Source organism: Streptomyces sp. 3211.6, assembly GCF_003634815.1.
Lineage (GTDB): Bacteria > Actinomycetota > Actinomycetes > Streptomycetales > Streptomycetaceae > Streptomyces > Streptomyces katrae_A.
In genome coordinates this window covers 738,113-750,099 of record NZ_RBXC01000001.1, presented here as the reverse complement: position 1 = coordinate 750,099, position 11,987 = coordinate 738,113, and the positions used below count along the sequence as shown (strand labels likewise).

Here is an 11,987-nt window from a genome sequence, read left to right as displayed (position 1 = left end):
CCCTTCCGGGCGCCCCTCGGCCCCTTCCTCCGCGCAACCACCGCGGCGGGAGGGGCCTTTTTGCGTCCGCGGCCGAAATGCCTCCGGCCGGCGCCGCAAACATCCCGCCGAGAAAGATCACTGCATCGAGGTAACGCCCACGGAGTTTCAAGGTCCAATGGGCCGATCGGCCGTTACTGTTCCTCAGGATCTGGACGGATTCCCGGATATTCATCCTCTTTTTCCGGTTTACGAAGGAGAGCTCGTCCGATGACCATTGACACCAGCCCCGAAGCGCAGCTGCAGGAACCTCCCCAGCAGCAGAGCCTCAGCACGGCCGCCGCCCGCAACCTTGCCACCACCACCAAGTCCGCCCCGCAGATGCAGGAGATCACCTCCCGGTGGCTGCTGCGGATGCTCCCCTGGGTGGAGACCAAGGGCGGCACCTACCGGGTCAACCGCCGCCTGAGCTACACCGTCGGCGACGGCACCATCGAGTTCGTCCAGGACGGCGCCAGCGTCCGCGTGATCCCCCAGGAGCTCGGCGAACTCGCCCTGCTGCGCGGCTTCGACGACGTCCAGGTCCTGACCGCCATCGCCGACCGCTGCGTCCAGCGCGACTTCCGGGCCGGCGAGGTCCTCGTCGAACGCGGCGCCCCCGCCGACCAGATCCACCTCATCGCCCACGGCCGCATCAGCCAGACCTCCGTCGGCAAGTACGGCGACGAGGTGGCCGTGGCCGTACTCGCCGACGGCGAGCGCTTCGGCGAGAACGCCCTCCTCGACGCCGACGCCACCTGGGACTACACCGCCACCGCCGACACCCCCGGCACCCTGCTCACGCTCTCCCGCGCGGAGTTCGCCGCCGTCCTGGCCCAGGCGCCCCACCTCCAGGAACACATCCGGAAGTTCAGCTCCCTCCCGCTCCAGCGGCAGAACCGTCACGGCGAGGCCGAGATCGCGATGTCCGCCGGCCACACCGGCGAGGCCGAACTCCCCGGCGCCTTCGTGGACTACGAGCTCAACCCCCGCGAGTACGAGCTCTCCGTCGCGCAGACCGTCCTGCGCGTCCACACCAGGGTCGCGGACCTCTACAACGGGCCGCACAACCAGACCGAGGAACAGCTCAGGCTCACCATCGAGGCGCTGCGCGAGCGCCAGGAGCACGAGCTGATCAACAACCGGGAGTTCGGCCTGCTCCACAACGCCGACTTCAAGCAGCGGATCCAGACCCACTCCGGCCCGCCCACCCCGGACGACCTCGACGAGCTCCTGTGCCGCCGGCGCGGCACCCGCTTCCTGTTCGCGCACCCGAAGACGATCGCGGCGATCGGGCGCGAGTTCAACGCGCGCGGGCTCTACCCGGACCACGTCGACCTCGGCGGACAGCAGGTGCCGGCCTGGCGCGGGGTCCCGATCCTGCCCTGCAACAAGATCCCCATCACCAAGGAGAACACCAGCTCCATCCTGGCCATGCGCCCCGGCGAGGACAACCAGGGCGTCATCGGCCTGCGCCAGACCGGCCTGCCGGAGGAGTACGAGCCGGGCCTGTCCGTGCGCTTCATGGGCATCGACGAGCGGTCGATCATCTCCTACCTGGTCTCCACCTACTACTCCGCCGCCATCCTCGTGCCCGACGCGCTCGGCGTGCTGGAGAACGTGCAGATCGCCCGCAGGCGCGACTGACGGACCCGCCGCCGGCCACACGGCCCGGACCCTCCCGCGGCCGACCGAGCACGCCCGGGAGCCCGGGCCGGCCCACCCACCTCACCAAGGAGCCACGGATGCCCGATCCCGGGCCTTCCCCCCTGCAGTCGGTCCTGCCCTCCCGGCCGGTGCTGCCCTTCGGAACCGCCGCGCCGGTGGCCGAGGCCCCGGCCGTGCACCCGCCGGAACCCGCCGGGCCCGCGCACTCGGCGGCCGCCCTGGAACGGGTCCTGCGCGGCCCGAGCGGCCTGGGCACGGTCAGCCTGCACTGGACCCGGACCGAGGAAACCCCGGCCGCCGCCGAAACCCCGGCCGCCGCCGAGCCCCCGGCGCCGGCGGCCAGCCGGCCGATCCCCGGCCTCTACCACCACCCGGTACCCGAACCCGACCCCGTCCGCGTGGCGGAGCTCAGCCGGCGGATCAAGGCGTGGGCCGTGGACGAGGTGCAGGCGTTCCCCCCGGAATGGGAGGACCAGTTCGACGGCTTCTCCGTGAGCCGCTACATGGTCGCCTGCCACCCGGACGCGCCCACCGTCGACCACCTGATGCTCGCCGCCCGGCTGATGGTCGCCGAGAACGTGGTCGACGACTCCTACTGCGAGGACGGCGCCACCCCACCCGACGTCGGCGGCCGGCTGCTCCTGGCGCACACCGCCCTCGACCCGGTCCACACGACGCAGGAGTACCAGCCGGCGTGGGAGGAGTCCCTTTCCTCGGACGCCGCCCGCCGCTCCTACCGGTCGGCGATGGCGTACTTCACCCAGCTCGCCACCCCGGCCCAGTCGGACCGCTACCGGCACGACATGTCCCGGCTGCACATGGGGTACCTCGCCGAGGCGGCGTGGGACGCGACCGAGTACGTCCCGGAGGTGTGGGAGTACCTGGCGATGCGCCAGTTCAACAACTTCCGCCCCTGCCCCACGATCACCGACACCGTCGGCGGCTACGAACTCCCGGCGGAGCTCCACGCGCTGCCCGCCATGCAGCGGGTGATCGCGCTCGCCGGCAACGCCACCACCCTCGCCAACGACCTCTACTCGTACATGAAGGAACTCAAGAGCCCCGGCAAGCACCTGAACCTGCCGGTGGTCATCGCCGAGAAGGAGGGCCTCTCCGACAAGGAGGCCTACCTGAAGGCGGTCGAGGTCCACAACGACCTCATGCACGAGTTCGAGGCCGAGGCCGCCGCGCTCGCCGCGGCCTGCCCCGACCCGCGCGTGGCCCGCTTCCTGAAGGGCGTGGCCGCCTGGGTCGACGGCAACCACTACTGGCATGCCTCCAACACCTACCGATACACCCTGCCCGATTTCTGGTAAACGAGGGGACCTATTCCATGACCAGCACCGTCAGCACCAGCCCGTTCATCCCCGCACCCGCGACGCCCTACCAGGGCGACATCGCCCGCTACTGGAACGAAGAGGCCAGGCCCGTGAACCTGCGCCTCGGCGACGTCGACGGCCTTTACCACCACCACTACGGCATCGGCGCCGTCGACCACGCGGCCCTCGGGGACACCGAGGACAGCGAGTACGAGAAGAAGCTGGTGGCCGAACTGCACCGGCTGGAATCGGCGCAGGCCGAACTCCTCCTGGACCACCTCGGCGCCATCGGCCGCGACGACATGCTCGTGGACGCCGGCTGCGGCCGCGGCGGCTCCATGGTGATGGCCCACCAGCGCTTCGGCTGCAAGGTCGAGGGCGTCACGCTCTCCGCCAAGCAAGCCGACTTCGGCAACAACCGCGCCCGTGAGCTGGGCATTGAGGAATCGGTTCACTCCCGGGTCTGCAACATGCTCGACATGCCCTTCGAGACCGGTCAGGCCGCCGGTTCCTGGAACAACGAGTCCAGCATGTATGTCGACCTGCACGACCTGATGGCCGAGCACTCCCGCGTCCTCGCCGTGGGCGGACGCTACGTCACCATCACCGGCTGCTGGAACCCGCGCTACGGCCAGCCCTCGAAGTGGGTCTCCCAGATCAACGCCCACTTCGAGTGCAACATCCACTCCCGCCGCGAGTACCTGCGCGCCATGGCCGACAACCGCCTCGTCCCCCAGGCCGTGATCGACCTGACCCCGGACACCCTCCCCTACTGGGAGCTGCGGGCCACGTCCTCGCTGGTCACCGGGATCGAGGAGGCGTTCATCGAGTCCTACCGGGACGGGTCCTTCCAGTACGTGCTGATCGCCGCCGACCGCGTCTGACCCGCCGGCGGCCGCCGACAGCCGACCGCCGGCCGCCGCAAACGGACGCCGGGCCCGTCACGACGGGCCCGGCGTCCGCCTGCCGGTTCAGCCGTCCTGGAGCGTGGCCACCAGACCCGCGACGAGGTGCGCCCGCTCGGCCATGGAGCCGATCAGCAGGTACTCGTGATCGGCGTGGGCACCGCCGCCGACCGCGCCCAGACCGTCCAGCGTCGCAACCCCCAGCGCCGCCGTGAAGTTGCCGTCGCTGCCGCCGCCCACCGCCCGGCCCTCGATGCCGGGCAGCAGCCGCTGCGCCACGGCGAAGAGCCCGGTTGCCGCCGACTCGGGCATCGGCGGGCGGGTGATCGACCCCTCCACCGTGATCCGTGCCCCCGGCAGGTGCGGAGCCAGGCCCGCGAAGGCGGACTCCACGCGCTCGCGCTCCTCGGCCGACTCCACGCGGACGTCCACCACGACCGTGGCCTCCGCGGGGACGACGTTCTCCAGGGTGCCCGCGGCCGCGACCGTCGGGGTGACGGTGGTACCGGCTTCGGGGCGGCCGAACGCCGTGATGTCCAGCACCTGGTGGGCCGCCTCGACCAGGGCGTTGATCCCGGCCGCGGGCTCCAGCCCGGCGTGGGAGGCCCGGCCGGCGATGGACACCTGGAAGGCGCCGCAGCCCTTGCGCCCGGTCTTCAGGCCCCCGCCGTCGGCGGCGCCCTCCAGTACCAGGACGGCGCCGCAGGCCAGGGCGCGCTCCTCCAGGAGGGCCCGGGAGGAGCGGGAGCCGACCTCCTCGTCGGCGGTCATCAGGATCTCTACGCCCGACCGGTCGGCGAGGGTCGCCAGCCCGTGGACCGCCTGCACGATGCCGCCCAGCATGTCGAACACCCCGGGGCCCGTCACCCGGCCATCGGCGACCGTGAACGGGCGCCGCTCCAGGGTGCCCAGCGGGAACACCGTGTCGTGGTGGCCGAGGAGCAGCACCTTCGGCTCGCCGCCGCCCGACCAGTGGACGTGCGGACCGGCCTCGCTCTCGACCAGCACCGCGTGGCCGCCCAGACGGTGCTCGATGATCCCGGCCACGGCCTTCGCCGAGGCCGCGAGGGCCGCCACGTCACGGGACGGGGACTCGACCTCCACGAGCGTGCGCAGGTCCTCGATCATCGCGTCGACGCTCACCCCGGCGTCCTTCTGCATCGTCACGTCGCACAGGGTAGTACTCCGTGCGCGACGGCGGAGATCCGGTCCAGGAGCCGGACGGCGCCCCGGCGGGGGAGTCCTGCCGGGGCGCCGGAGGCCTCAGGCGGGCACGGCCTCCCGGGGCAGCGGGGCCGGCGCGGCCAGGCGGCCCGTGCGGTGCAGCCCGTACAGCGCGGCGGTGCAGCCGAGTCCGAGCGCGAACAGCGCCAGCCAGGGCAGGGCCGACATCCCCGCCGCGCGGGCCGCGTCCAGCGCCGCCCCCGTGAGCAGGTTCCCCAGCGCGATGCCCACCCCGCAGACGGTGTTGTACAGCCCGTAGTGCGTGGCGACCAGGCGGTCCCCGGAGAGGCGGACGATGGTGTCCATCTCGAAGGGGTAGGCGATCATCGTCCCCACCGCCAGCAGCAGCGCCGACAGCGCCGGCGGCACCGCCGCGAGCAGCCGCGTCCCCGTCACCGACTCCGGCGCCGGCAGCGCCGTGGCGGCCAGCAGCGGCAGGAAGGCCGCGCCCATGGCGAACAGCCCCCAGGCCAGGGCCCGTCCCGGCTCCATCCTGGCCTTGCACCAGGCGGTGACCCGGGTCTGGAAGAGGATCGTGCTCAGGCCGGAGACGGCGAACAGCACCGCCACCGCCGCGGAGGCGAACCGCCCCTCGCCGCCGATCCGGCGGACCTCCAGCGGCAGTGCCATGTACACCTGGAAGGTCATCACGTACGAGCCGATCATCGCCACCGAGAACAGCAGGAACGGCCGGTTGCGCAGGATCCCGCGCCACTGCGCCAGCACCCCTTCCCGCTGTTCCGGGGCGCGTTGCGCCGGGGAGACCTCGCCGCGCCGCTGCGGCAGGGCCCGGATCTGCACCAGGCTCAGCACCGCGAAGATCCCGGCGGCCACCAGGCAGGTGACGCGGAAGTCCACGCCCGTCAGCACCATGCCGACCAGGGGGCCCAGCAGGATCCCGGCCTGGTAGAAGACGTTGAACAGGGCGAAGGCCTCGACCCGGCGCTCGCCCGCGTCGGCCGCCAGGTAGGCGCGGCTGGCCGGGTTGAACAGGGCCCCGGCCAGGCCCGTCGCGGCGGAGGCGGCGACCAGCGCGGGCACGGAGTCCACCAGGCCGAGCGTGGCGAACCCGGCGACGCGCAGCACCAGCCCCGCGACGATCATCGGCTTGTAGCCGAGCCGGTCGGCGAGGGTGCCCCCGACGAGGAACATGCCCTGCTGGCTGAAGTTGCGGACGCCGAGGATCAGCCCGACCGTCCAGCCCGCCAGCCCGAGCGGCCCGGCCAGATGGGTGGCCAGGTAGGGCATGAGCATGTAGAAGCCGAGGTTGATGGTGAACTGGTTCACCATCAGCAGCCGGACGCTGCGCTCGTACGTGCGGACCTGTGCGAGGGTGCCCTTCATCAGGCCGACACCTCCGCCGCGGCCAGGGTGAGCGGGTCGACCACGGAGGTGCAGCGGGTCCACCGCGTGACCTCCTTCTCGTCCAGCCGTCCGATCCTGTCGGGCTCCGGCGCCGGCGGGGAGTCGAGCAGGCCGTGGGCGGCGCAGTAGTCGTCGTCGTAGACGGTGCCGAGGTAGCGCTGGGGGCCGTCGGGGAAGACGGCCGCGATCCGGGCCTCCGGGGGGAGGGTGCGGGCCAGCCACCCGGCGACCAGGGCGACCGCGCCGACGCTCCAGCCGCCGGTGGCGTAGTGGGAGGAGGCCAGCTCGCGGCAGGTCCACACGGCCTCTCCCGGGGCGACCCAGTGGACCTCGGAGAACTGCTCGTAGGCCACGTTGCGGGGGTAGATGCTGGAGCCCAGGCCGCGCATCAGCCGGGTGCGGGCGGGCTGGCCGAAGATGGTGGAGCCGACGGTGTCCACGCCCACCACCTTCAGGTCCGGGTAGAGCTGCCGCAGGGCGCGCGAGACGCCCGCCGAGTGGCCGCCGGTGCCGACGCTGCACACCAGGACGTCGATGTGGCCGAGTTCGGTGGCCAGTTCGAGGGCGAGCGGGGTGTAGGCGGTGGTGTTGTCCGGGTTGTTGTACTGGTCCGGGCACCAGGAGCCGGGGTGCTGCCCCAGCAGTTCGGTGACCCGGTCCCGGCGCGCCTGCTGCCAGCCGCCGGCCGGGTGGGGTTCGCAGACGACGTCGACCCGGGCCCCGTACGCGGTCAGCAGCCGGGTCATGGACGGCTCCAGGCCGGGGTCGGTGACCAGGGTGACGGGGTGTCCGTAGACCATGCCCGCCAGGGCCAGGCCGAGGCCCAGGGTGCCGCTGGTGGACTCGATGATGCGGGCTCCCGGCTCCAGGTCCCCCCGGGCGCGGGCACGTTCGACCATGTGCAGGCCGGGGCGGTCCTTGATGCCGCCGGGATTGAAGCCCTCCAGCTTCGCCCAGAAGCCGCGCCCCGCCGGGGACAGGGGCTCGGAGACGCGCAGCAGGGGGGTGTTGCCGACCAGCCCGGAGAGGGTGGTGCGGACGGGAGGAGTGACGTCGGTGGCCGAAGAATGCATGGTTCCGCTCTCGTGTGATGGGTGCGTCGGAGATAGCTCTCGGGAAGAGTCGTGCCGTGGCAGGGCGGGGTTCCCCGTGGGGCGTGCGCAGCCTCGGCGAACGGGCTCACGGGAGCGGTCTAGAGCCGCCATCGGCAGACGGCGGTCAGCGTGGAACGTCCGCAGCGGGCCCGGGCGGGACCCGCGGCGCCGGCGGTCACGGGCCCCGGGGCCGCCTGGTACCGGGCCCGGCCGACGGGCAGGGGGGTGCCGGAGCGGGTGGAAGGGGCCGGGTCGGAGGGGGAGCGGCCGAAGCCGTGGGCCGGGTCGGGGTGCCGGTGTCCTTCAGCGCCCGTGGGTCCGGGCTGGAGCACGGTTTGAGCGGCTGACGAGCCGTCCGCGACGTGCGGGTGCGTCAGGGAGGCGCAGGAGAGGGAGGCGAAGAGCAGGGCGCCGAGCAGGCTGACGAGCAGCGCCCCGAACCCGGTCGTACCGGGGCGAGCCGGGCGGGTGGGGGGATGGGCGGGCACAGTTCCTCCGTGCGGCGGGCGCCCCTCGGCCCGGGAGGGGCGGGAGCGGCGGCGGGATCGCGGGGGGACGGCACCCGGGCGGCACGGCTGGGCGTGCGGGGGTGCCGGCGGCGTGATCCCGGCCTATACGCGCAGGACGGCGGAGCTTCCCGTGAGCGGCGGGACGGTGCCGGCGGCGCTCGCGCCCGCGCGGGCCGCCTCGGGGCCGCGGGGTACGTCCGCCGGGGCGCAGTGCGCGACGGGGGACGCCGGGGCGGGCGGGGCGTCGACGGCGTGGCCGGCCCGTGGCGGCAGGGGCGCGCACTCGTGCACCGGGTGCGCGGGGTCGTGCCGCCCGGCGGCGGTCCCGGCCGGGGCGGAGGCCCCTGCGGGGTCCGCGGTGCCGGCCTGCGTCACGACGCCGACGGTGGCGGGGGCCGCAGGCGTGTCGCCCGACGTGTCCGTGGCGTCCGCACGAGGGGCGATGCCGCCGGTGGCGGTGGCGGTGGCGGTGGCGGTGGCGGTGGCGGTGGCGTCGGCCCGGGTCGGCGCCGTGACGGAGGCCCGTGGTGTGCGGGTCCGGGGTGTGGTGTCGGTGCGGGAAGTGGTGCGCGCCGCACGTGCGGTGGTGGTCCGGGCGGTGGCGGCCGGGGCCGTGTCCGTGGTCCGGGCGGTGGAGTGGTCGGTCGTGCTGTGGGAGCCGCCCGTGCCGTGGGCGCAGACCAGGGCCAGGAGCAGCAGGGCCAGCCCGAGCAGCTGCGACAGGCCCGCCGACGAGCGGGCCCGCGGAGCGCGGGGGGACCGGGCTGTGACCACGGCGTGATCCTAGCGTTTCCCCCGCGTGATGACCGGGCGCGAATCGGACAATCGCCCGCCGGGTTCCGGTGCGGCCGGCCCCGGGGTCAGGGCCGCGGTTCCCGTGCGTCCAGCTCCCGTGCGTCCAGCGGGATCCTCCAGGCGTTGCGCCGCCGTACGGCGTGCAGTTCGGCCTCCAGCGGGCTCGGGGGCACCGTGAGGACGGGGCACGGCGCGTGCGCCAGGCAGTACCGGGCCACCGACGGCCGCAGGGCGCCCAGCAGCCCGCCGCGCGGTCCGGCGCCGACCACCAGCAGGTCCTCGCCGTCCCGTACGGCGTCGACCAGCGCGGCCCCCGGCAGGCCCCGGACCGCCTGCCCGGCCAGGGTGACGCCCGGTCCGCCCGCTCCGAAGGCCGCGTCCAGGGCCTCCCGCAGCCGCTCGACCGCCGCCGCGCGGCACTCGGGCAGGGGCGAGCACACGCAGGAGGTACGGCTGCCCAGGCCCCCGCCCGGAGCCTGCCAGGCCAGTACCGCCCACAGCTCCGCCCCCCGCAGCCGGGCCTCGGCGGCGGCCCGGTGCAGGGCCGTCAGGCTCCCTGGGCTGCCGCTCACACCCGCCACCACGCGTCGCCGCACCGCCGCTCCTCCCCAGCCGCCCGCCCGCCGGGGTCCGGCGGGCCGTGTCCGGGCTCCATTCAAGGGCAGGTCCGGGCCGACGGGCCGTCAGAAGCCCGTATGGAACCGGGCCCGGGGCGTCAGGGTCCCGTCAGGAGGGCCGGGGCGCCCCGGGAGGCGTCCGGCTCAGGCGGGTTCCGGGGTCGCGCGGACCAGGACCAGCGAGCCCTCGTACGTGCTCTGCGTCCGCAGGTGGCCGTGGCGGGCGTCCCAGGCGCCGGAGGCCAGGTCGCGGCGCAGGCTCTCGTCGAAGCGCTCCCGCACCCCGTCGTCGACGAAGCTCCACGCCGAGCAGGCCTGGCGGGCGGCCGGGTCGAGGAGCATCTCGGGACGCCCGTAGTAGGCCTCGTTGAAGCCGTCGGTGCAGTCCAGCGGGACCGGCACGGTGTGGACCGTGCCGGTGCCGCCCAGGGCCGCCGCGATGTCCTCCACGCGCGGGTAGCGCCGGGCCTCGGTGTCCAGGACCTCCGGCGCGTACTCGTACAGCCAGAAGTCGCGGACCAGCGACGGGGCGCAGGTGAGCACGACCACCGGTCCCCGGGTGACCCGCCGCATCTCGCGCAGGCCCCTGGTGACGTCGCTCCACTGGTGCACGCTGAACAGGGTCATCGCCGCGTCGAACGCGCCGTGCGCGAAGGGCAGGTCCTCGGCGAAGGCGTCGACGGCGCGCACCAGGCGGGCCGGCCGACGGAGGCGCATGGACCGCGAGGGCTCGACCGCGGTCACCTCGCGCGCCGCGTTCTCGTACGATCCGGCGCCGGCGCCGACGTTGAGGACCGTGCGGGCGTCGCCCAGGGCCTCGGCGATGAAGCGCGCGATACGGGTGTCGGGCCGCCGGAACGAGGAACAGCCGGAGCCGATGGCTCCGTAATCGACGTCCCCGGCGCTGCCGTCCTGAGTGCGTACATTCATGGATGCATCCTGCATCCACGAGGGCCCGTTCGTACACGGCCTTGCAGATGCTTGTGGAAACAGCCATATGGATGGCAGGTGTGGAATGGAGGATGGTCCGGTCCTGAAGCCCCGCGCGAGGGGACGCCCCGTCAGTGCGCCCCGTCGGTCCGCCCGGTCAGTGCACCCCGGCACCGGGCGGCAGCACCGGGAGGCGGAGCACCAGGCGGGCGCCGGCGGGGGAGGGCTCGGCCGTCAGCGTGCCCCCGTGATGGGCGGCCAGGTCGCGGGCGATGGCCAGCCCGAGGCCGGCGCCGCCGTGGTCGCGGCTGCGGGCGTCGTCGAGCCGGGTGAACCGTTCGAAGACCCGCTCCCGGTCGGCGGCCGGGATGCCGGGCCCGTCGTCGCACACCTCCAGGACGGCGGTCCGCGCGTCCGGCGGGCCCGAGGTGCGCAGCGCGAGCTCCACCCGCCCGGCGGCGAACCGCTGGGCGTTGTCCAGCAGGTTGGTCACCACCCGGCTCAGCCACAGCTCGCTGCCCTCCACCACGACCCCGTCCCCGGCCCGGACGCGCACGGGCACCCGGTCGCCCAGCCGCGCGTCCACCGCGTCCCGCACCAGGCCGCCCAGGTCCAGCGGGACGGACGCGGCGGGCTGGGCCGCGTCGATACGGGCGAGCAGGAGCAGGTCGGAGCAGAGCCGCTCCAGCCGGTCGGTGTCCTCCAGCGCCCCGCTGATCAGCTCCGGCCACAGCTCGGGGTCCCGGACCGCCAGCGCCACCTCCAGCTGGGTGCGCAGCACGGTCAGCGGGCTGCGCAGTTCGTGCGAGGCGTCGGCGATGAACTGGCGCTGGCGGGTCCCGGAGGACTCCAGCCGGTCCAGGGTGGTGTTCATCGTCCGGGCCAGCCGGGCCACCTCGTCCCCGGTGGGCGGCACCGGGACGCGGCGGTGCAGGTCGCGGTCGCTGATCTCGGCGACCTCGGCGCGGATCGCCTCGACGGGCCGCAGCGCGCGGCCGGTGACCCGCCAGGTCACCAGGGCCACGAGCGCCAGCAGCAGCGGCCCGCCGACGACGAGCGCGGCGGTGGTGGTGTCGTCGGCGGCGTCGACGTCCCGCAGCGAGGTCCCGACGTAGACGGAGACCAGGCCGTCGGGCGTCTGCGTGGTGACCTCGACCACCCGCTGGCGGTGCTCGCCGCCGAGCGGGCGGATCCGCCAGGTGTGGAACAGCGTGCCCGGGCGCCGGGCCCCGGCGGCGGGTCCCAGCGCGGGCAGGCCGGCCAGGTTCGGGGTCGCGCGCAGCACCCGGCCGCGGGCGTTGACCACCTGGACGAAGTCGGTGCCGTGCAGGGGTGCCCGCATCCGGTCGAGGCGGCCGCCGGCCGCGAGCTGCGCGATGGCCACCGCCTGCTCCTCGGCGTCGCGCTCGGCGTTGCGCAGCATGCCGGCCCGCAGCAGCCCGAGCAGCGCGACCGAGGCCACGGCCAGGGCGACGGCCACCACGGCGACGGCGCCCGCGGTGGCCCGCGCGCGGACGGTGACGGGCCGCAGCCCGCGCAGGCG

11 protein-coding genes are annotated in these 11,987 nt (G+C 74.3%); 3 read left to right on the top strand and 8 right to left on the bottom strand.

The window, feature by feature from the left end; all coding sequences use genetic code 11:
• Nucleotides 1-249 precede the first annotated feature (249 nt).
• From BX286_RS03720 to BX286_RS03710, 3 genes are all read left to right on the top strand, one after another.
• A complete protein-coding gene (locus tag BX286_RS03720) occupies nt 250-1,665 on the top strand; it encodes a family 2B encapsulin nanocompartment shell protein (RefSeq protein WP_121014508.1) in 1,416 nt (471 codons plus the stop codon).
• Between the two features lie 98 nt (nt 1,666-1,763).
• On the top strand, nt 1,764-3,002 hold the full coding sequence (locus BX286_RS03715; protein WP_100862289.1) for a family 2 encapsulin nanocompartment cargo protein terpene cyclase: 1,239 nt from the start codon (nt 1,764-1,766) through the stop codon (nt 3,000-3,002).
• A gap of 17 nt (nt 3,003-3,019) precedes the next feature.
• Nucleotides 3,020-3,889: a geranyl diphosphate 2-C-methyltransferase gene (locus tag BX286_RS03710; protein WP_079430927.1), complete on the top strand. Its 870-nt coding sequence runs from the start codon at nt 3,020-3,022 to the stop codon at nt 3,887-3,889.
• An 87-nt stretch (nt 3,890-3,976) separates the two neighbouring features.
• On the opposite strand, the gene BX286_RS03705 is transcribed toward BX286_RS03710, so the two are convergent.
• The 8 genes from BX286_RS03705 to BX286_RS03670 all read right to left on the bottom strand — a co-directional run bounded on the left by BX286_RS03705 (nt 3,977) and on the right by BX286_RS03670 (nt 11,975).
• A complete protein-coding gene (locus BX286_RS03705) occupies nt 3,977-5,071 on the bottom strand; it encodes a M20 family metallopeptidase (RefSeq protein ID WP_121017525.1) in 1,095 nt (364 codons plus the stop codon).
• Between the two features lie 102 nt (nt 5,072-5,173).
• Nucleotides 5,174-6,478 carry an MFS transporter gene (locus tag BX286_RS03700; protein ID WP_079430929.1) on the bottom strand — a complete coding sequence of 435 codons (1,305 nt, stop codon included), beginning with the start codon at nt 6,476-6,478 and terminating at the stop codon, nt 5,174-5,176.
• Nucleotides 6,478-7,572 carry a PLP-dependent cysteine synthase family protein gene (locus BX286_RS03695; RefSeq protein WP_079430930.1) on the bottom strand — a complete coding sequence of 365 codons (1,095 nt, stop codon included), beginning with the start codon at nt 7,570-7,572 and terminating at the stop codon, nt 6,478-6,480. The genes BX286_RS03700 and BX286_RS03695 overlap by 1 nt, the downstream gene beginning before the upstream one ends.
• Before the next feature lie 119 nt (nt 7,573-7,691).
• Nucleotides 7,692-8,081: a hypothetical protein gene (locus tag BX286_RS36380; RefSeq protein WP_079430931.1), complete on the bottom strand. Its 390-nt coding sequence runs from the start codon at nt 8,079-8,081 to the stop codon at nt 7,692-7,694.
• 123 nt (nt 8,082-8,204) lie between these two features.
• A complete protein-coding gene (locus BX286_RS03685) occupies nt 8,205-8,876 on the bottom strand; it encodes a hypothetical protein (RefSeq protein WP_121014506.1) in 672 nt (223 codons plus the stop codon).
• 86 nt (nt 8,877-8,962) lie between these two features.
• Entirely contained in the window at nt 8,963-9,493 is a 531-nt protein-coding gene (locus BX286_RS03680; protein ID WP_100862284.1) for a universal stress protein, read from the bottom strand.
• Between the two features lie 165 nt (nt 9,494-9,658).
• The gene (locus tag BX286_RS03675) at nt 9,659-10,444 is read right to left on the bottom strand and encodes a class I SAM-dependent methyltransferase (RefSeq protein WP_121014505.1); all 786 of its coding nucleotides are present in this window, start codon (nt 10,442-10,444) and stop codon (nt 9,659-9,661) included.
• A 157-nt stretch (nt 10,445-10,601) separates the two neighbouring features.
• Nucleotides 10,602-11,975 carry an ATP-binding protein gene (locus BX286_RS03670; RefSeq protein ID WP_079432103.1) on the bottom strand — a complete coding sequence of 458 codons (1,374 nt, stop codon included), beginning with the start codon at nt 11,973-11,975 and terminating at the stop codon, nt 10,602-10,604.
• Between the last annotated feature and the right edge of the window lie 12 nt (nt 11,976-11,987).

Coding starts and splice junctions, on each gene's coding strand:
- BX286_RS03710 (WP_079430927.1), top strand. CDS start 3,020: ATGACCAGCACCGTCAGCACCAGCCCGTTCATCCCCGCACCCGCGACG.
- BX286_RS03715 (WP_100862289.1), top strand. CDS start 1,764: ATGCCCGATCCCGGGCCTTCCCCCCTGCAGTCGGTCCTGCCCTCCCGG.
- BX286_RS03695 (WP_079430930.1), bottom strand. CDS start 7,572: ATGCATTCTTCGGCCACCGACGTCACTCCTCCCGTCCGCACCACCCTC.
- BX286_RS03675 (WP_121014505.1), bottom strand. CDS start 10,444: ATGAATGTACGCACTCAGGACGGCAGCGCCGGGGACGTCGATTACGGA.
- BX286_RS03700 (WP_079430929.1), bottom strand. CDS start 6,478: ATGAAGGGCACCCTCGCACAGGTCCGCACGTACGAGCGCAGCGTCCGG.
- BX286_RS03720 (WP_121014508.1), top strand. CDS start 250: ATGACCATTGACACCAGCCCCGAAGCGCAGCTGCAGGAACCTCCCCAG.
- BX286_RS03705 (WP_121017525.1), bottom strand. CDS start 5,071: ATGCAGAAGGACGCCGGGGTGAGCGTCGACGCGATGATCGAGGACCTG.